The following is a 17,376-nucleotide window of genomic DNA, read 5'->3' on the forward strand; positions in this document are numbered from 1 at the left end:
CGCTCACTCGGTGCCGTCGTCGTCCGGGACGATCGGCTTGATCACCGAGTAGCGTTCCTTCTTCGGCTTGCCTTCCAGCGGCGGGAACTCGATGCAGTGCTCCGGCGTGCGCTTGTCCGGGACGCGCGAGAGCAGGTCGCGGATCAGCGCGAGCCGGCCGCGACGCTGGTCGTTGAAATCCACCAGCGTCCACGGCGCGTGCTCGGTGTGCGTGGCCTTGAGCATCGCCTCGCGCGCCTTGGTGTAATCGTCGTAGTGCTCGCGCGAGGCGGCATCGATCGGCGAAAGCTTCCAGCGCTTGAGCGGATCCTGCAGCCGTTCGGCGAAGCGTTCCTCCTGCTTGGCCTGGTCGCAGCACAGCCAGTACTTGAACAGCAGCACGCCGTCGTCGACGAGCAGTTGTTCGAACACCGGCGTCTGGCGCAGGAAGGTGCGCACCTGTTCGGCGTCGGCGTAGCCCATGACGCGCTCGACGCCGGCGCGGTTGTACCAGCTGCGATCGAACAGCGCGATCTCGCCACCCGCCGGCAGGTGCGGCACGTAGCGCTGGAAATACCACTGCGTCTGTTCGCGCTCGGTGGGCTTGGGCAGCGCGACGATGCGGCACTGGCGCGGGTTGAGGTGTTCGGCGATGGCCTCGATCGCGCCGCCCTTGCCGGCGGTGTCGCGGCCTTCGAACAGCACCACCAGCCGCTTTCCGGTGTCGCTCAGCCAGCGCGCCATCTCGACCAGTTCGATCTGCAGCGGCTCCAGTGCCGCTTCGTATTCCTTGCGCTTGAGCTTGGCCATCACGTCGTGCTCCGGCGGGTGCGGGCGCGCGACGTGCTGCCCGCGTTGGACTTCGGCGTACTGCGGCGACGCGTGCCGGCCATGCTGCGTGCGACTTCCAGCAGCGCGCCCTGCTGGCGCGTGTCGAGCGCGCGATACGCGGCGAGCAGATCGTGTTCGCCCTGCGTGCGCGCCGGATCCAGCGTGCACGCCAGTTCCGAGAGCAGCGCGCCGGCCGGCACGCCGAACGCGCGCGCCAGTGCGTCGAGCTGTTCGCGGCCGGGAAGCTTCTCGCCGCGAAGCCAGGCGCTCACCGTCGCAACGCCGGCGCGCGGGATCGCGGTGGCGATGTCGGCGGCGCTCATGCCGCTGGCCTTGGCGAGCAAACGCAGGGTGGTGTCCAGCGACATGTCTCACTCCGGCTTGATGTGAATCCAACGACGACGACGGTGACGCCGCGCCGGTGACGCGCGCGTCAGCGCTCGCGCAGGCGCGGACGCAGCGTCGCGAGGTTGCAGGGTTTCGTACGCGAATCCAGCTGCGCGCGGATGATCTTCTCCCACGCGGTGCGGCAGGCCGACGTCGAGCCCGGCAGCGCGAACACGAACGTGCCGTTCGCCAGACCGGCGAACGCGCGCGACTGCAGCGTCGAGGTGCCGATCTCGTCGAAGCTCACCGCGCGGAACAGTTCGCCGAAGCCGTCCATCTGCTTGTCGAGCAGCGGAAGCAGCGCCTCGGGCGTGGAATCGCGGCCGGTGAAACCGGTGCCGCCGGTGACGAGCACGCCGTCGACGTTCTCGTTGGCAATCCAGCGCGATACCACGGCGCGCAGCTGGTAACGATCGTCCTTGAGCAGGGCGCGTTCGGCCAGGCGATGTCCCGCCTCGGCAAGCGACTGCACGAGGTAATCGCCCGAACTGTCCTCGGCCAGCGTCCTCGTGTCGGACACGGTGAGCACGCACAGGTTGAGCGGAATGAGGTCGGCGGTGGCGGTCATGGGGATCCGGTGGCGACAGCGATAGGCGACAGCGTACCGCCAGAGCGGTGCCCGCCGCACGCGCACGGATACGGGCCGGTCAAGGCGAAATGTCTCATTCGGGGCGCGGCGTCCGGGCCTATTCAAAGTTGCGCTTTTAGGATTTGCGCCCCCCGACATGGACTGTCGCGCCTCCCCCCACTCCGCAACTGCCAACGCAGTACCGACGCCATGCCTCGCATCAAGACCGCCCTCGCCATCGGGGCCCATCCTGACGACCTCGAACTCGGGTGCGGCGCCACGCTCGCCAAGCTTGTGGCCAGTGGCGCACACGTTCGCGCACTGGTCCTGACGGATGGCGAACGTGGCGGCGGTGATCTGCACGATCGCTGCGCCGAGACGCGCTCGGCGCTGCAGCTGCTGGGTGTGACCGACGTCGTGCAGGCGCGGCTGCCCGATACGTCGCTGTCGAGCGAGCTGCCGGCGCTCATCGCGCTGATCGAGGCGCAGTGCGCGGAACTCCTGCCGGACCGTGTGTTCACGATGTTCCGCGACGACCGGCACCAGGACCATCGCGCCGTCTACGAGGCGTCGATCGTCGCGTGCCGATCGGTGCGGCAGGTCTTCGGTTACGAGACGCCGAGTTCGTCGCCGCATTTCGCCCCCGTCATCTTCGAGGACGTGGCGCCTTACATCGACACCAAGGTCCAAGCGCTGCGCCTGCATTCCAGCCAGCGGCATCGCGCGTACATGCAGGAGGACCAGATCCGCTGCAACGCGCAGTTCCGCGGCCACCAGGTCGGCCTGAACGCGAGCGAAGGCTTCATTCCCTACAAGCTGGTGCTGTAACGCCATGGAACTCCTGTTCGCCCTCATGTGCGTGGTCGCACTCGGCTACTTCGTCCTCGGGCTGCGCCACAAGCCCAGCAGCAACTTCGCCTCGGTGGACGCGATCATCCCGGCCTACAACGAAGCGCCGTGCCTGGAAGCGTCGCTCGTCCAGCTGCTGCGCAATCCGTACATCCGACGTGTCATCTGCGTGAACGACGGTTCCACCGACGACACCGCGGGCGTGCTCGCACGCATGGCGCGGACGTGGCCCGACCGCCTCGTCGCGATCAACCAGGCGAACACGGGCAAGGGCGGGGCGCTGATGAACGGCCTGCGCCACGCGACCGCCGACCAGGTCTTCCTGACCGACGCGGACACCCGCGTGCCGCACGACCGCAACGGCCTGGGCTACATGCTGGCCGAGATCGAGCGCGGTGCGGACGCCGTCGGCGGCATTCCGTCGACCAACCTCGATGGCGCGCGCCTGCTTCCGTACATCCGCGCGACGGTGAAGCTGCCGATGATCGCGATCAAGCGGACGTTCCAGCAGATCGTCGGCGGCGCGCCCTTCATCATTTCCGGCGCCTGCGGGATGTTCAGGACCGACGTGCTGCTGAAGCACGGCTTTTCCGACCGCACCAAGGTCGAGGACCTGGACCTGACCTGGACGCTGGTCGCGCACGGCTACAAGGTGCGACAGGCCAACCGCTGCATCGTGTACCCGCAGGAATGCAACACGCTGCGCGAGGAATGGCGCCGCTGGCGTCGCTGGATCGCCGGTTTCGCCGTGTGCATGCGACTTCACCGTCGCCTGCTGCTGAGCCGGTTTGGCCTGGTGAGCATGACGCCGATGTTCGGCCTGGTCGTGCTGGGCATCGCCGTCTACGCCGCGACCTGGATCCGTGCGTACCTCGAACACGGCGGCGTCGGCATCGCGATGGCGGTCTTCCCGCTGGCGTGGGTCGCCGTGGTGAGCGTGCTGGGGGCGATCAGCGCCTGGCACCACCGCAAGCTCCGACTGGTTCCGATGGCGTCGCTGGCCGTCTTCTACGTCTTCCTGGCGTACGCCATCTGGATCGTGCATGGCCTGGCCGCGTTCTTCACCGGACGCGAGCCGACGCGCGACAAGCCGACGCGGTATGCCCATGTGGTGGAGTGAGATCGCGTCGCAGGCGACGAACCTGTCCGACCTGCGTCCCGACATCGCGGCCAATGCGCTGGTCGCGCCGACCGCGATGCTGGTGGGGAACGTGTCGATCGGCGCCGGCACGCGCATCTGCCACGGCGCGTATATCGAAGGCCCGGTCGAGATCGGTCGCGACTGCCTCATCGGCAACAACGCGATGATCCGCGGCGCCACCAGCATCGGCGATGGCGTGCGCATCGGCTTCGCCGCCGAGCTGAAGAACGCGATCGTGGAAGACGGCGTGGCGATCGGCCCGCAGTGCTTCGTCGCCGACAGCAAGGTAGAGCGCGGTTGCTACCTCGGCGCGCAGGTCCGCACCAGCAACCATCGCCTCGACGGGCGGACGGTGTGCGTCCGCATCGGCGATACGAGCCTAGACACCGGCATGGAAAAGCTCGGCTGCCTCATCGGCGCGCGCTCGTCGCTTGGCGTGCAGGTCATCGTGCTGCCGGGCCGCATGATCGCGCCGGATTCGCTCTTCGCACCACGCGTCATCGTCGAAAGAAACCTGCCGGGCGGGCGCTACCGCATCCGGCAGGTATTGGAATCGTTCTAGACCAGGAGTCGTTGTTTCATGATCCGCAAAGCCCTCGCTTCCCTGTCGCTGTGCACGGCGTGCGTCGCCCATGCCGGCGACCACAAGATGACCGTGACCGGCAGTTACGCCGATTACACCGACGGTGCGGGCAGCCGCGCCCTGCTGGGCGTGGAGTCGTCCATGCGCTTCGGCGACAACACGTTGCTGGTGAACCTCGCCGGCGGCTCGCGCAGCTTCGGCAACGGGGATTCGTTCGACGGCGACAGCCTGGGCGTCACGTTCTACCGCGACTGGAGCGACACGATTTCCACGCGAACCAGCGCGAGCGTTTCGAGCGACGATCCCGTCTTCGTGAATCGGCTGTTCGACCAGGACCTCACGTGGCGCGGGCTGAAGAACGCCACGTTCACCGGCGGCGCGCGGTACGCCGAGTACGACGACGGCCATCACTCGACCGCGCTGTATGCCGGCGCCGCGTACTACCTCAAGCGCCTGACCATCCGCTACCGCTACACGCACTACGATCTGTCCGACGTCGGCGATGGCCACGCCAACCTGCTGTCGCTGCGCTTCATGGACGCAGCCGGGCGCGGCCACACGCAGCTGTGGTTCGGCGAAGGCACGTCGATCCAGGACTACGACTGGGCGCCGGTTGCGCTGCCGGGCGAGTTCCAGTCGGTGGCATTGCGTCGCGTGCAGCCTTTGGGCGAGGCGTGGGACGTGAACCTCGGGCTGGAGCGCTCCTGGCACCAGCTGCCCACCTACGACTACCAGGGCACGACGGTCACGCTGGGCCTCGCGCGGAACTGGTAAACCCGCGGTATTTACGCCGACGCCATGCGTTGCACGGCGTCGGTGAAATCCCGCGCGAAGCCGGCCATATCGAACAGGCCGCTCTCGCGACGACGTTGCGCGAGCTGCGCACGCAGGGCCTGCAAGGACGCCGGATCGCGGCCGAGCGCGACGGCTCGCGCGACGAAGGCCTCGTCGCTGTCGACGTTCATCGCATCCAGGCCGAGATGGTGGTTCAGGCTTCCGGCGACGCGCGCGGCGAACGTCGCGCCCGGTCGCGTCAGCACCGGGCAGCCGGCCCATAGCGCATCGGATGCAGTCGTGTGCGCGTTGTACGGTTCGGTGTCGAGGAAGAGGTCCGCGTGCTGCAAGCGCGCCATGTACGCGGCGTGCGGCTGCTTGGGCATGAACACCAGGCGCTGCGTGTCCACGCCGCTGGACTGGGCGGCCGCACGCAGGCGGGCATCCGCGTTTCCCGGGCCCGACAGCAGCCAGAGCACGCTGCCGGGTACCTCGCGCAACACGGCGAACGCACGCGCCATGCTGCGGGGGTTGAGCTTGTAGCTGTTGTTGAAGCAGCAGAACACGACCGCGTCGTCGGGCAGCCCGCATTCGGCGCGCGTGGGCGGCGGCAGGATGGCGCGCGTCGTGTCCGACGGCTGGAAGCAGCGCGGAAGTCGCAGGACGCGTTCGCTGAAATCACGCTCGATGCCGTCCGGCAGCACGAATGCATCGGCCAGCACGAAGTCGATCCACGGCGCGCCGGACGTGCCGGGATAGGCGAGCCAGTTCACTTGCACGCGCGCCGGACGCATCGCGAGCACTTCCGGCGTGCCGCCGCCGCCCCAGCCGCGCAGGTCGAACAGCACGTCGATGCCGGCGTCACGTATGCGCTGCTCCACCCGCGCATGCGCCTGCTGCGCGACGTCGTGCAGCGCGTGCGCTGCGGCCTGCAGGCGCGCGCGGATCGGGCTGCCATCGTCGGCATTCAGTGCGAACAGGTGGACGTCCAGTTCGTCGAGTTCGCGCAGCTGCTCGAACAGCGCGGCGGTCAGCAGTCCGGTGGGATGCGCGCCGAATCCATTCGAAAGGAAACCCACGCGAAGGCGCTGGTGCGCGCGCGGCGGTGCCGGCAGCATCGGGCGTATCTGGTGCGCGAGCATGTCGGCGCGAAGGCGCGCGCAGCGCAGCTGTTCGGCGGCGCTGGCGTCCTCGCTCAGGAAGGCGAACGGCTCGACCGACGCCGTGCCGTCGTTCACCGCGGCACGCACCTGCGCGGCGAGTGCGTCGAGATCGCGCCAGTCGCACAGCTTGCGCCGCCACGCCAGCAGGTACGCAGCGATCTGCGGCTCCTGCGGCGCAAGCGCATGCGCGCGGGCATACGCGTCGGACGCGGCTTCGGCTTCGCCGACGTCCTCCAGCACATGGCCGAGCCACAGCGCGATGCCGGGATGGTCGGGCGCATTCGCCGCGGCGGCGCGCAGGCTTTCGGCAGCGTCGCTCTTGCGACCGAGCATCCACTGCGCACGGCCGAGGCGCGCAAGCGCTTCCGGATGCCCGGGACGCAACGCGAGCGCGCGTCGCGCCGCGAATTCGCCAGCGGTCGCGTCGCCACGATCGAGTTCGTGTTCGGCCAGCAGGATCCACGCGAAGCCGTCGCCCGGATTGCGCTCCAGTGCGCGGCGCAGCTCGATGCGCGGATCGACGGCGTGGTTCATGCGTTCGAATGCGCCGTGAAGGACAGCGAGTACCACTGCGTGTCCGCTTCCTCCCAGCCCGCGCCGCGATAGAGCGCGCGGGCTGTGGCGTTGTCGCGCGTGGTTTCCAGCACGATGCCGACCGCGCCGTCGTTTCGCGCGAACGCGGCCGCGGCATCGAGCAGGGCGCGGCCCGCGCCGCTGCGACGCGCGCCGGCATCGACGTAGAGATCGTTGAGGATCCATAGTCGCCCGGTTCGCACGGAAGAGAACATCGGATAGAGCTGGGTGAAGCCGACGGCGCGTCCTTCGTCGGTGGCGAGCAGGATCACCGACTCGTCCGCGCGAAGTCGTGCTTCGAGGAATTCGCGACCGCGCGCCTCATCGGACGGCTGTTCGTAAAAACGACGGTAGGCGTCGAACAGCGGTACGACGGCATCCAGGTCGTCCAGCGTGGCGCGTTTGATCGCGAGGGGCATGGGGCGTGTCCGTGCTCGGGGGTTTCGCGATTGTAGTCAACGCGCGAGGGTGCGCCCTGACGCCGATCGTATCGGTGCAAGGTTTGGGGTTTGCCCTCATCCCAACCGTCTCCCGCAGGCGGGGAAGGGCTGAAGCAGGATCAGCTTTCCTGCGTCAGCCGCGCCAGTTCGTCGGCCTGGTGCTCGTGCTGCAGGCGGGCGACGAGTTCATCCAGGTCACCCTGGATCACGTTCGGCAGGTCGTACAGCGTCAGGCCTTCGACGCGATGGTCGGTGATGCGGCCCTGCGGGAAGTTGTAGGTGCGGATGCGCTGGCTGCGGTCACCACTGCCGACCTGCAGCTTGCGCATCGACGCCTGGGCCGCCGCGGCCTTCGCCGCCTGCGCTTCGGCCAGGATCGCGGTGAGGCGCTTCATCGCCTTGTCGCGGTTGGCGTGCTGACTGCGTTCGGTCTGGCTTTCGACCACGACACCGCTGGGCACGTGCGTGATGCGGATCGCCGATTCGGTCTTGTTGACGTGCTGGCCGCCCGCGCCGCTCGAGCGGAACGTGTCGACCTTCAGGTCGGCGGGATTGATCTCGATCGGCTCGCCTTCGGGTTCCAGCGGGATGATCGCCACCGTGGCGGCCGAGGTGTGGATGCGGCCCTGCGATTCGGTTTCCGGCACGCGTTGCACGCGATGCGTTCCTGACTCGAATTTCAGCTTCGAATACGCGCCGCGGCCTTCCACGCGCGCGATGACTTCCTTGAAGCCGCCGTGTTCGCCCGGGCTGCCCGACTCGATCTCGACCTTCCAGCCCTGCCGTTCCGCATAGCGCGCGTACATGCGGAACAGGTCGCCGGCGAAGATCGCCGCTTCGTCGCCGCCGGTGCCGGCGCGCACTTCCAGGTACAGGTCGCCTTCGTCGCGCGGGTCCTTCGGGATCAGGTGCGCGAGCAGTTCGGCGTCGAGACGCTCCAGGCGTTCCTGCGCCGCGGCGATTTCGTCCTGCGCGAGTTCGGCGAGCTCCGGGTCGTCGCGCATTGCCTGCGCAGCGGCCAGGTCGTCCTTCGCCTGTGCTTCGGCCTTCAGCGCGTTCGCCACCGGTTCGAGCTGCGCGAACTCGCGCGAGAAGCGGCGGAAGCGGTCCGCGTCGCCGATGACCCCGGCATCGGACAGCAGGCGTTCGAGTTCGTCGCGGCGTTCGGCGAGGGCTTCGAGTTTGCGGCGCAGGCTGGGTGTCATGGGCGAAAACCGGTGCGGGGGACGAAAGGCGGGCTAAGCGGACGCGGGTGTGCGTCGCTAGGCCTCGCGCTTGTCGTGTCCTTCGACCGGGCTTTCGTTGCGCGCGATGTCGCCATCCGCGAAGAGCTTTTCCGCCGCGCGCGCCAGTTCCGCGTTGCCGGTGAGCGCCGCCTCGCGCAGGGCGATCGTCGGCGCGTGCAGCAGGCGGTTGGTCAACGTGTGCGCGAGGTAGTTCAGCACTTCGGACGGATCCTGGCCCGCGGCGAGCTGCTGCTGTGCGCGCGAGAGCACGTCGGCTTTTGCCGCCTCGCCGTGCGCGCGCAGGCGCTTGAGCGGCTCGGTGCGCGTGCTGGCGACCATCGTTTCGGTGAAGCGCGCAACCTGCAACTCGACGATCGCCTCGGCTTCCGTCGCGGCTTCGCGGCGGCTGCGGCGGTTGTCCTCGATGGCGCGTTCCAGGTCGTCGACCGTGTAGAGGAACACGTCCTTGAGCTCGGCCACGTCGGGCGCGATGTCGCGCGGCACGGCGAGATCGAGCAGCAGCATCGGCCGGTGCTTGCGCGTGGCGAGCGCGGCGGCGACGTGCGGGCGCTGCAGGATCGGATCGCGGCTGGCGGTGGCGGAAATCACCACGTCGGCCTCGCCCAGGTGTTTGTCGATCTCGCTCAGCGGCAGCGCGAAACCGCCGTGGCGGCTGGCCAGTTCCTGCGCGTGGGCGAGGGTGCGGTTGGCGACGAGCAGCCGCTTGGCGCGCGCCTGCACGAGGTGGCGCGCGGCCAGCTCGATGGTCTCGCCGGCGCCGATCATCAGCACCGTGGAATCTTCCAGCCGGGCGAAGGATTCCTGCGCCAGGCGCACCGCGGCGGAAGCGACCGACACCGGATTGGCGCCGATGCGCGTGTCGGTGCGCGCGCGCTTGGCGGTGGTGAAGGCGTGCTGGAACAGGCGGTCGAGCTGGCTGCCAAGCGTGCCGGCGTGGCGCGCGGTCGCCCAGGCGTCCTTCACCTGGCCGAGGATCTGCGGCTCGCCCAGGACCAGCGAATCGAGCCCGGTCGCGACGCGGAACAGATGCCGCACCGCATCGGCGTCGCGGTGACGGTAGAGGTAGGCGTGCAGATCGCCGATGTCGTCCGGATGCGTGGCGAGCCAGTCGGCCAGCGCCTGGCCGTCGTCGTTCGAAACGGCGTAAAGCTCGGTCCGGTTGCAGGTGGAGAGCAGGGCGACTTCCTGCACCTGCGGGAGCGTCTTCAGGGCATCCAGCGCGGCCGGCACCGTCTCGGCCGAAAACGCCACGCGCTCGCGCAGGCTGACCGGCGCGGTCTGGTGATTGATGCCTAGTACGAACAAACTCATTGACGCCGGACCTTCGTTCAGGTGCTTGCGATAAGCTGCTGGCTACCCGGAGGCCGATATTCTACCGGCCCCGTTCCGTCCCGGCTTCCATCAGGCCCGTTCGAATGCCCGCTGCCTCGCGCACGCTCTGTTTCGCCCTTGTCGCCGCCCTCGTCTTCACGCCGCTGCTCGCGGCCGAGAAGGCGTCACCCACCTCTCCGGACGATCCCACCAGCGCCTCGCTGGAAGCCCTGCTGGCGGGCGAGTTCGCGCTGCAGTCCGGCCGCCTGGACGACGCGGCGCAGGCCTACCTGGACGCCGCGCGGCAGGCCGACGACGTCGCCCTGGCCGAGCGCGCGACGCGCATCGCATTGCTCGCGAAGGACGACAAACGCGCCGCGCAGGCGCTGGACCTGTGGCGCAAGCAGGGCGGGGAGGGGTTGAACCTGGCCGCCGCCGAAGCCGTGCTGGCCATCCGCCGCGGCAACGAGCGCGAGGCCCGCAAGCATCTGACCGAGCTGCTGCAGACCCCTGGCGACGCCGGCTGGCGGCAGGCGCTTGGCGTGCTGTCCGGTGGTGCGCGCGATCCGAAGCAGGCGGCGCGCCTGCTCGACAAGCTCGTCGACAGCGGCCGCATCCCGAACAAGCTGCAGGCGTGGCTGGCCTTCGGCGGACTGGCGCAGGCGCTGGAGCAGCCGGAGCTCGTCGAGCGCATCGTGGCCGAGGTCGTGGAGCGCTTCCCGGGCGAGGCGCGCGTGGGCCTGCTTCGTGCGAGCCAGCTCCGCGAGAACGGAAACACCGACGAGGCCCGCAAGCTGCTCGAATCGCTCGCCGGACAGGCCGGCGACGACGCCGAGCTGCGTCGTGCGATCGCCGACGAATACCACCGCATGGCCGATTACGCCGCCGCCGAGGCCGTGCTGGCGAAGGGTCCGCAGGACGACCAGAGCTACTCGCTGCGCGCGGCGCTGCTCGCCCAGGCCGAAGACAAGACCTCGCTCGCGCGTCTGTACGACGAACTGCGTGCGCGCTCGAACGATCCGGATCCGCAGCGCCGCCTGTTGCTCGGCCAGATCGCCGAGTTCCTCGAGCGCTACGACGAAGCGCTGGCGTGGTATCGCGGAGTTCCCGGTGGCGGCCAGCGCTGGTCCGCACGCCTGCGCGCGGCGAACGTGCTGCACGAACTCAAGCGCGGCGACGAAGCCTACAAGTCGCTGCGCGAACTGCAGTCCGATGCGTCGGCCGACGACGAAGCGCGCCGCGACGCCTATCTGCTGGAAGCCTCGCTGCGCTCCAAGGACGACGATGCCACCGGCGAGATGGAAGCCTTCGCGCGTGGACTGGCGGCCTTCCCGGACGATCCGGAAATCCTCTACGCGCGCGGCCTGAGCTGGGAGCGCCGCGACGACATCCCGCGCGCCGAGGCCGACCTTCGCAAGATCCTCGTCGCCGAGCCCGACAACGTCGCCGCGCTCAACGCGTTGGGTTACACGCTGGCCGATCGCACGACGCGCTACCAGGAAGCGCTGCAGCTGATCGAGCGCGCACGCACCGCCGAACCGGATAACGCCGCGATCATCGACAGCTACGGCTGGGTGCTCTACCGCATGGGCCGCAAGGAAGAGGCGCTGGTCGAACTGCGTCGCGCGCTGACCTTGCAGAAGGATGCGGAAATCGCCTCGCACGTGGGCGAGGTGCTGTGGTCGCTGGGTCGCAAGGACGAGGCGCGCAAGTACTTCGAACAAGCCCGCAAGATCGATCCCGACAACCGCTCGCTCAAGCGCGCGCTGGAGAAGACCGGCGCATGAGGCTTCGCAACCTTTTCGCGCCGCTGGTGGCGGCGGTGCTGCTCGCCGGTTGCGTCTCGCAGCCGACCCGTGTGCCGTCCGTGCCTGTCGACGAGGCCCAGGCGCGCGCGCAGGACGAGCGTCGTGCGGCGCTCACCGAGTGGTCGTTGTCCGGGCGCATTGCGGTGTCGAATGGCAAGCAGGGCGGAAGCGGGCGCATCGACTGGCAGCAGTCGGGCGATCGCTACGCCGTGTCGCTCAGCGCGCCGGTCACCCGCCAGAGCTGGCGCCTGAGCGGCGACGACAGCGGCGGCCGACTGGAGGGCATCGAGGGTGGTCCGCGCGAAGGCGCCGACATCGAGGCGCTGCTTCGCGAGACCACCGGCTGGAACATCCCCGTGCGTGCGCTGGCCGACTGGGTTCGCGGCGTGGGCGCCGACCCGAGCCGTTTCGGCGAAGCCCGGATCGTCTACGGCGAAGGCAATCGTCCGGTCCGGCTGGCGCAGGCCGGCTGGGTCATCGACTACGCGCAGTGGCAGCCGGATGCGGCTGCCGCGCCGGGACCGGTCCTCCCGGCCCGCCTGACCGCGACGCAGGGCGACGCCAAGGTTCGGCTGATCGTCGACGAGTGGAAGCCGGGCGCCTCGCCATGAGCGACGCCGATCTGGCGGCGGCGTGGACCTCTTGGCCCGCGCCCGCCAAGCTGAACCTGTTCCTGCGGATCACCGGCCGCCGTGACGACGGCTACCACCTGCTCCAGACGGTGTTCCGCATCCTGGAGTGGGGTGATTCGGTTCGACTTCGCGTCCGCGAGGACGGTCAAATCCGGCGGCATGGGCCTTCAGTGCCCGGCGTCGACGAGGCGGACGATCTGACCATTCGTGCAGCGAAGACGCTGCAATCGGCCACCAAGTGCGCGCAAGGTGCCGACATCATCATCGATAAGCGCATTCCGGCTGGCGGCGGCTTCGGCGGCGGCTCGTCGGACGCGGCGACCGTGCTGGTCGGCCTCAACGCGCTCTGGCGCACGGGCTTGGATGTAGATCGACTCGCCGAGCTCGGCCTGAGGCTGGGCGCCGACGTGCCAGTCTTCGTGCGCGGTGAGAATGCGTGGGCTGAGGGGGTCGGGGAAGAGCTTTCGCCGGTCGACCTGCCGCCCGCGTGGTACCTGCTCGCGGACCCGGGCGTCCATGCGCCCACGGCGACTTTGTTCAAATCCCCTGAATTGACGCGTGATGCCCCGCCCGCGACAATGTCGGACTTCGTTTCGGGTGTGCCGCTCGGGAATGCGTTCGAGCCGGTGTTGCGCGCGCGCGAACCAGCCGTCGAGGCTGTTTTCGCTGCGCTGTCGCAGGTCGGTTTGCCGCGCCTGACCGGTTCCGGCAGTGGGTGTTTCGTCGAATTCGCAACGCGCGAGTCCGCCGAGGCGGCGCTGGCGGCATTGCCGACCGGGCTTCGTGCCTGGGTGGCGGAAGGGGCGCAAGCCTCGCCGCTGCACCGTGCATTGGCGGACTGGACGAAGCAGGCAATACCGGCGCCCTGACGGGCTCCACTGCAGGGGCGTCGCCAAGTGGCCCAAGGCACCGGGTTTTGATCCCGGCATTCGTAGGTTCGAATCCTACCGCCCCTGCCAACTCCATCGACGAACATCCAGCTTGAGGATCGGGCATTCGGGATTGGGGATTTCGCTTCACACGGCCGAATCCCCAATCCCGAATCCTTGATCCCCGACCGGCCAGACCATGCAGAACGACCGCAACCTGCTGATTTTCAGCGGCAACGCCAACCGCCCGCTCGCCGATTCGGTGTGCAAGGAGCTCGGTATCCGTCTGGGCAAGGCGCTGGTCGGCCGTTTCTCCGACGGCGAAGTGCAGGTGGAGATCGAGGAGAACGTGCGTCGCCAGGAAGTGTTCGTCATCCAGCCGACGAACGCCCCGACGGCGGAGAACTTCATGGAACTGCTGGTGCTGGTGGACGCGCTCAAGCGCGCCTCGGCCGCCAGCGTGACCGCGGTGGTGCCGTACTTCGGCTACGCCCGCCAGGATCGCCGCCCGCGCTCCTCGCGCGTGCCGATCACGGCCAAGGTCGCGGCGAAGATGTTCAGCGCGGTCGGAACCGACCGTGTGCTGACCGTGGATCTGCATGCCGACCAGATCCAGGGCTTCTTCGACATCCCGGTCGACAACGTGTACGCCTCGCCGCTGCTGCTCGCCGACATCTGGCGCGCGCACGGTACGGAGAACATGGTGGTGGTCTCGCCCGACGTCGGCGGCGTGGTGCGTGCGCGAGCGATCGCCAAGCGCCTGGACGACGCGGACCTGGCGATCATCGACAAGCGCCGTCCGCGCGCCAACGTCGCCACGGTGATGAACATCATCGGTGATGTCGCCGGCAAGACCTGCGTGCTCGTCGACGACATCGTCGATACCGCCGGCACGCTGTGCGCCGCGGCGAACGCGCTCAAGGCGCAGGGCGCGACCAAGGTGGTCGCGTACTGCACGCACCCGGTGCTGTCGGGTGCTGCGATGGACAACGTGACCAAGTCGCAGCTCGACGAGCTGGTGGTCACCGACACCATCAAGCTGTCCGACGCGGCGCGGGCCTGCGGCAAGATCCGCCAGCTCAGCGTCGCCGAGCTGCTGGCCGAGACGATCCGACGCGTCGCGTTCGGCGAGTCGGTCAGTTCGCTGTACGTGGATTGAAGTTTTCCGGGGACGGTTTCCGGCCCTGGTCCAAGGCTCTTCTGGTCGCGGAAGAGTCACATCGCCGCCGCGAGGCGGCATAACGCAGTAGAAGTGAGTAAACGAAAATGTCCGAACATACCCTCAAGGCCACTGGCCGCAAGGTTGAAGGGAAGGGTGCGAGCCGCCGCCTTCGCCACGCCGCCAGCATCCCGGCCATCGTCTACGGCGGCAAGTCCGAACCGAAGGCGATCCAGCTCGACCACGAGAAGATCTGGCTGGCCCAGCAGAACGAGTGGTTCTACTCGTCGATCCTGAACCTCGACATCGACGGCACCGTCGAAGCCGTGCTCCTGCGCGACATCCAGCGCCATCCGTTCAAGCAGATCATCATGCACCTGGACTTCCAGCGCGTTGATCTGAACGCCGCGCTGAAGGCGTCGGTGCCGCTGCACTTCATCGGCCAGGAAGGTTCGCCGGCCGGCAAGTCGGCCGACGTGGTCATCACGCACGAGCTCAACGAAGTCACCGTCAGCTGCCTGCCGCGCGACCTGCCGGAGTTCATCGAGATCGACCTGTCGAACCTGAAGGTCGGCGACATCGTCCACCTGTCGGACGTCAAGCTGCCGAAGGGTGTCGAGCTGCCGGAACTGAAGCTGGGCAAGGAACACGACGTCGCCGTCGTGATCGCCAAGCACGGCCGCGTCGAGGCGGAAGAAACCGCTGAGGCTCCGTCGGCCGAAGTGCCGGCGACCAAGGCCGCCAAGAAGGACGAGAAGTAATCGCGTCCCGACGACCTGCCCGCGCGAGCGGGCAGGTTGCGGCGTGACTTCACGATGGACGGTTTGCGCCTCATCGTCGGCCTGGGAAATCCCGGTGCCGAACATCTCCGGACCCGGCACAACGCCGGGTTCTGGTTTGTGGACGCCCTCGCGTTGCGCCAGGGCGTCCGCTTCGGGCTCGAATCCAAGCTGTTCGGCGAGACGGCGAAGATCGACGTCGCCGGCCGCCCGATCTGGCTGTTGAAGCCCGCCACCTTCATGAACCTTTCCGGCAAGTCGGTCGCCGCCGCGCTGCGGTACTGGAAGATCGAGCCGGAACAGATGCTGGTCGTCCACGACGAACTGGACCTCGCGCCCGGTACCGCGCGCCTGAAGTTCGACGGCGGCCACGGCGGCCAGAACGGCCTGCGCGACATCACCAAGCTGCTCGGACACGGCAAGTACCACCGCCTGCGCATCGGCATCGGTCATCCGGGCCACAAGGACCGCGTGACGTCGTGGGTGCTGGGCAAGCCGGGCGCTGACGATGAGGCATCGATCCTGCGCGCCATCAGCGACGCCGACGACGTGCTTCCGCTCGCCGTTTCCGGCGACTTCAACGAAGCCATGAAGCGGCTGCACACCAGCCGATGATCCGCGATTGGTGATTGTCGATTCGCAGCCGGCCGCGAGTCGCCAATCACGAATCCCGAATCACGGAATACCGCCATGGGCATCAAATGCGGCATCGTCGGCCTGCCGAACGTCGGCAAGTCGACCCTCTTCAACGCCCTGACCAAGGCCGGCATCGCCGCGGCCAATTTCCCGTTCTGCACGATCGAGCCGAACGTCGGCGTCGTGCCGGTGCCGGATCCGCGCCTCAGTGCGCTGTCGGAAATCGTCAAGCCGCAGAAGGTCATTCCGACCGCGGTGGAGTTCGTCGACATCGCCGGCCTCGTTGCCGGTGCCGCGAGCGGCGAAGGCCTGGGCAACAAGTTCCTCGCGCACATCCGCGAAGTCGATGCGATCACGCATGTCGTGCGCTGTTTCGAGAACGACGACGTCATCCACGTCAGCAACCGCATCGATCCGATTTCCGACATCGACACGATCGACACGGAGCTTGCGCTCGCCGACCTGGAGTCGGTGGAGAAGGCGCTGCAGCGCGCCGAGCGTTCGGCCAAGACCGGCGACAAGGACGCGAAGCTCCGCGTGGAAGTGCTGGGTCGCGTGCGCGCCGGCCTCGACGACGGCAAGCCCGCGCGCGCGCTGGGTCTGTCGGATGACGACAAGCTCGTGCTGCGCGATCTTTTCCTGCTCACCCTGAAGCCGGTGATGTACGTCGCCAACGTGCTCGAGGACGGCTTCGAGAACAACCCGCACCTGGACGCCGTGCGCGCCCGCGCGGTGACCGAGGGCGCCGAAGTCGTGCCGGTGTGCGCGGCGATCGAGGAAGAACTGAGCCAGCTCGATGACGCCGACCGCGATGCGTTCCTGACCGACCTCGGCCTGGACGAGCCGGGACTGAACCGGGTGATTCGCGCCGCCTACAAGCTGCTGGGCCTGCAGACGTACTTCACCGCCGGCGTGAAGGAAGTCCGCGCCTGGACCGTGAAGGCCGGTTCGACCGCGCCGCAGGCCGCTGCGGTGATCCATACCGATTTCGAGAAGGGCTTCATCCGCGCCGAAACCATCGCCTACGACGATTTCATCAAGTACAAGGGCGAATCGGGCGCGCGCGATGCCGGCCGCCTGCGTCTGGAAGGCAAGGAATACCGCGTCCAGGAAGGCGACGTGCTGCATTTCCGCTTCAACGTGTAAGCCGCCTGTCCGCCTTCCATCGGCGGGCGAGGGCGGTGCGGGAAACGGCGCAGGACGCCTCGCGTGAAAATTGATGTGTGAAACGCGTTGACAACCTCGCCGGCCAGTCCCAAAATTGCGGGCTCTTTGGAGGGATACCCAAGCGGCCAACGGGGGCAGACTGTAAATCTGCTGGCTTACGCCTTCGGTGGTTCGAATCCACCTCCCTCCACCAGTTCCAACCCGGTCGCAAGGTCTGGTGGATGCAATACCCGGTGACTTACCACCATCGGCGCAGTACCCAAGCAGGTTTGTCCGGCGCGGGAGTAGTTCAATGGTAGAACCTCAGCCTTCCAAGCTGATGGTGCGGGTTCGATTCCCGTCTCCCGCTCCATTGATGCCGCGACAGACGAACTGCTGGAACAACTTGCTCACGTAGCTCAGTCGGTAGAGCACCTCCTTGGTAAGGAGGAGGTCGAAGGTTCGATTCCTTTCGTGAGCACCATCTTTTCCGTACCACCC

Annotated in this window: 18 protein-coding genes and 4 tRNA genes; 15 read left to right on the forward strand and 7 right to left on the reverse strand. The window is 68.0% G+C overall.

Features of this window, described 5'->3' with window-relative positions:
- Positions 1 to 3: 3 nt before the first annotated feature.
- From ppk2 to moaB, 3 genes are all read right to left on the reverse strand, one after another.
- Positions 4 to 789, reverse strand: coding sequence for a polyphosphate kinase 2 (ppk2, locus tag GOY17_RS04790; RefSeq protein WP_157029534.1), 786 nt, complete (start codon positions 787 to 789; stop codon positions 4 to 6).
- Positions 789 to 1,178, reverse strand: a complete 390-nt coding sequence (locus tag GOY17_RS04795) for a helix-turn-helix domain-containing protein (protein ID WP_157029535.1) — start codon at positions 1,176 to 1,178, stop codon at positions 789 to 791. The genes ppk2 and GOY17_RS04795 overlap by 1 nt, the downstream gene beginning before the upstream one ends.
- Positions 1,179 to 1,243: 65 nt before the next feature.
- Positions 1,244 to 1,765, reverse strand: a complete 522-nt coding sequence (moaB, locus tag GOY17_RS04800) for a molybdenum cofactor biosynthesis protein B (RefSeq protein ID WP_157029536.1) — start codon at positions 1,763 to 1,765, stop codon at positions 1,244 to 1,246.
- A gap of 210 nt (positions 1,766 to 1,975) precedes the next feature.
- Between moaB and GOY17_RS04805 the strand changes: the two genes are divergently transcribed.
- From GOY17_RS04805 to GOY17_RS04820, 4 genes are read left to right on the forward strand one after another with little or no spacing between them, the layout of a single operon-like run.
- Positions 1,976 to 2,593: a PIG-L deacetylase family protein gene (locus GOY17_RS04805; RefSeq protein ID WP_157029537.1), complete on the forward strand. Its 618-nt coding sequence runs from the start codon at positions 1,976 to 1,978 to the stop codon at positions 2,591 to 2,593.
- 4 nt (positions 2,594 to 2,597) lie between these two features.
- Positions 2,598 to 3,734, forward strand: a complete 1,137-nt coding sequence (locus tag GOY17_RS04810; protein WP_198173818.1) for a glycosyltransferase — start codon at positions 2,598 to 2,600, stop codon at positions 3,732 to 3,734.
- Positions 3,721 to 4,317: a DapH/DapD/GlmU-related protein gene (locus tag GOY17_RS04815; RefSeq protein WP_157029538.1), complete on the forward strand. Its 597-nt coding sequence runs from the start codon at positions 3,721 to 3,723 to the stop codon at positions 4,315 to 4,317. The genes GOY17_RS04810 and GOY17_RS04815 overlap by 14 nt, the downstream gene beginning before the upstream one ends.
- A gap of 18 nt (positions 4,318 to 4,335) precedes the next feature.
- Positions 4,336 to 5,112 carry a YaiO family outer membrane beta-barrel protein gene (locus GOY17_RS04820; RefSeq protein WP_157029539.1) on the forward strand — a complete coding sequence of 259 codons (777 nt, stop codon included), beginning with the start codon at positions 4,336 to 4,338 and terminating at the stop codon, positions 5,110 to 5,112.
- A gap of 11 nt (positions 5,113 to 5,123) precedes the next feature.
- On the opposite strand, the gene GOY17_RS04825 is transcribed toward GOY17_RS04820, so the two are convergent.
- The 4 genes from GOY17_RS04825 to hemA form a co-directional block, all read right to left on the reverse strand.
- On the reverse strand, positions 5,124 to 6,809 hold the full coding sequence (locus GOY17_RS04825) for an O-linked N-acetylglucosamine transferase, SPINDLY family protein (RefSeq protein WP_157029540.1): 1,686 nt from the start codon (positions 6,807 to 6,809) through the stop codon (positions 5,124 to 5,126).
- Positions 6,806 to 7,267 (reverse strand): GNAT family N-acetyltransferase, encoded by a 462-nt coding sequence (locus GOY17_RS04830; RefSeq protein ID WP_157029541.1) that lies wholly within the window; start codon positions 7,265 to 7,267, stop codon positions 6,806 to 6,808. Before GOY17_RS04830 ends, GOY17_RS04825 begins: the two co-directional genes overlap by 4 nt.
- 140 nt (positions 7,268 to 7,407) lie before the next feature.
- Positions 7,408 to 8,493: a peptide chain release factor 1 gene (gene prfA / locus GOY17_RS04835; protein WP_157029542.1), complete on the reverse strand. Its 1,086-nt coding sequence runs from the start codon at positions 8,491 to 8,493 to the stop codon at positions 7,408 to 7,410.
- Positions 8,494 to 8,550: 57 nt separating this feature from the next.
- On the reverse strand, positions 8,551 to 9,846 hold the full coding sequence (gene hemA / locus GOY17_RS04840) for a glutamyl-tRNA reductase (protein WP_157029543.1): 1,296 nt from the start codon (positions 9,844 to 9,846) through the stop codon (positions 8,551 to 8,553).
- A gap of 104 nt (positions 9,847 to 9,950) precedes the next feature.
- On the opposite strand from hemA, the gene GOY17_RS04845 reads away from it, so the two are divergent.
- The 11 genes from GOY17_RS04845 (at position 9,951) to GOY17_RS04895 (ending at position 17,359) form a co-directional block, all read left to right on the forward strand.
- Positions 9,951 to 11,633 carry a tetratricopeptide repeat protein gene (locus GOY17_RS04845; RefSeq protein WP_157029544.1) on the forward strand — a complete coding sequence of 561 codons (1,683 nt, stop codon included), beginning with the start codon at positions 9,951 to 9,953 and terminating at the stop codon, positions 11,631 to 11,633.
- Complete coding sequence (gene lolB, locus GOY17_RS04850) at positions 11,630 to 12,265, forward strand: lipoprotein insertase outer membrane protein LolB (protein WP_157029545.1); 636 nt, start codon at positions 11,630 to 11,632, stop codon at positions 12,263 to 12,265. Before GOY17_RS04845 ends, lolB begins: the two co-directional genes overlap by 4 nt.
- Entirely contained in the window at positions 12,262 to 13,155 is an 894-nt protein-coding gene (gene ispE, locus GOY17_RS04855; RefSeq protein ID WP_157029546.1) for a 4-(cytidine 5'-diphospho)-2-C-methyl-D-erythritol kinase, read from the forward strand. Before lolB ends, ispE begins: the two co-directional genes overlap by 4 nt.
- A 13-nt stretch (positions 13,156 to 13,168) precedes the next feature.
- Positions 13,169 to 13,245 (forward strand) — tRNA-Gln (locus GOY17_RS04860).
- Between the two features lie 109 nt (positions 13,246 to 13,354).
- Positions 13,355 to 14,314, forward strand: coding sequence for a ribose-phosphate diphosphokinase (locus GOY17_RS04865; RefSeq protein WP_157029547.1), 960 nt, complete (start codon positions 13,355 to 13,357; stop codon positions 14,312 to 14,314).
- A gap of 107 nt (positions 14,315 to 14,421) precedes the next feature.
- Positions 14,422 to 15,075, forward strand: a complete 654-nt coding sequence (locus GOY17_RS04870; protein ID WP_157029548.1) for a 50S ribosomal protein L25/general stress protein Ctc — start codon at positions 14,422 to 14,424, stop codon at positions 15,073 to 15,075.
- 54 nt (positions 15,076 to 15,129) lie between these two features.
- Complete coding sequence (gene pth, locus GOY17_RS04875; protein ID WP_115843901.1) at positions 15,130 to 15,708, forward strand: aminoacyl-tRNA hydrolase; 579 nt, start codon at positions 15,130 to 15,132, stop codon at positions 15,706 to 15,708.
- 75 nt (positions 15,709 to 15,783) lie between these two features.
- The gene (ychF, locus tag GOY17_RS04880) at positions 15,784 to 16,875 is read left to right on the forward strand and encodes a redox-regulated ATPase YchF (protein ID WP_157029549.1); all 1,092 of its coding nucleotides are present in this window, start codon (positions 15,784 to 15,786) and stop codon (positions 16,873 to 16,875) included.
- Positions 16,876 to 17,003: 128 nt separating this feature from the next.
- Positions 17,004 to 17,089, forward strand: a tRNA-Tyr gene (locus GOY17_RS04885).
- Between the two features lie 85 nt (positions 17,090 to 17,174).
- Positions 17,175 to 17,248: transfer RNA gene (locus GOY17_RS04890), tRNA-Gly, on the forward strand.
- A 35-nt stretch (positions 17,249 to 17,283) separates the two neighbouring features.
- Positions 17,284 to 17,359 (forward strand) — tRNA-Thr (locus GOY17_RS04895).
- The last annotated feature ends 17 nt before the right edge of the window (positions 17,360 to 17,376 follow it).

The sequence above is a fragment of the Lysobacter soli genome (assembly GCF_009755585.1).
Classification (GTDB): domain Bacteria; phylum Pseudomonadota; class Gammaproteobacteria; order Xanthomonadales; family Xanthomonadaceae; genus Lysobacter_J; species Lysobacter_J soli.

Excerpts from the sequence above, each read along its gene's own strand:
- GOY17_RS04845 (WP_157029544.1), top strand. The coding sequence starts at position 9,951 with ATGCCCGCTGCCTCGCGCACGCTCTGTTTCGCCCTTGTCGCCGCCCTC.
- hemA (WP_157029543.1), bottom strand. The coding sequence starts at position 9,846 with ATGAGTTTGTTCGTACTAGGCATCAATCACCAGACCGCGCCGGTCAGC.
- moaB (WP_157029536.1), bottom strand. The coding sequence starts at position 1,765 with ATGACCGCCACCGCCGACCTCATTCCGCTCAACCTGTGCGTGCTCACC.
- GOY17_RS04865 (WP_157029547.1), top strand. The coding sequence starts at position 13,355 with ATGCAGAACGACCGCAACCTGCTGATTTTCAGCGGCAACGCCAACCGC.
- pth (WP_115843901.1), top strand. The coding sequence starts at position 15,130 with ATGGACGGTTTGCGCCTCATCGTCGGCCTGGGAAATCCCGGTGCCGAA.
- GOY17_RS04820 (WP_157029539.1), top strand. The coding sequence starts at position 4,336 with ATGATCCGCAAAGCCCTCGCTTCCCTGTCGCTGTGCACGGCGTGCGTC.
- lolB (WP_157029545.1), top strand. The coding sequence starts at position 11,630 with ATGAGGCTTCGCAACCTTTTCGCGCCGCTGGTGGCGGCGGTGCTGCTC.
- GOY17_RS04815 (WP_157029538.1), top strand. The coding sequence starts at position 3,721 with ATGTGGTGGAGTGAGATCGCGTCGCAGGCGACGAACCTGTCCGACCTG.
- GOY17_RS04870 (WP_157029548.1), top strand. The coding sequence starts at position 14,422 with ATGTCCGAACATACCCTCAAGGCCACTGGCCGCAAGGTTGAAGGGAAG.
- GOY17_RS04825 (WP_157029540.1), bottom strand. The coding sequence starts at position 6,809 with ATGAACCACGCCGTCGATCCGCGCATCGAGCTGCGCCGCGCACTGGAG.
- GOY17_RS04810 (WP_198173818.1), top strand. The coding sequence starts at position 2,598 with ATGGAACTCCTGTTCGCCCTCATGTGCGTGGTCGCACTCGGCTACTTC.
- GOY17_RS04805 (WP_157029537.1), top strand. The coding sequence starts at position 1,976 with ATGCCTCGCATCAAGACCGCCCTCGCCATCGGGGCCCATCCTGACGAC.
- GOY17_RS04795 (WP_157029535.1), bottom strand. The coding sequence starts at position 1,178 with ATGTCGCTGGACACCACCCTGCGTTTGCTCGCCAAGGCCAGCGGCATG.
- GOY17_RS04830 (WP_157029541.1), bottom strand. The coding sequence starts at position 7,267 with ATGCCCCTCGCGATCAAACGCGCCACGCTGGACGACCTGGATGCCGTC.
- ppk2 (WP_157029534.1), bottom strand. The coding sequence starts at position 789 with ATGGCCAAGCTCAAGCGCAAGGAATACGAAGCGGCACTGGAGCCGCTG.
- ispE (WP_157029546.1), top strand. The coding sequence starts at position 12,262 with ATGAGCGACGCCGATCTGGCGGCGGCGTGGACCTCTTGGCCCGCGCCC.
- prfA (WP_157029542.1), bottom strand. The coding sequence starts at position 8,493 with ATGACACCCAGCCTGCGCCGCAAACTCGAAGCCCTCGCCGAACGCCGC.
- ychF (WP_157029549.1), top strand. The coding sequence starts at position 15,784 with ATGGGCATCAAATGCGGCATCGTCGGCCTGCCGAACGTCGGCAAGTCG.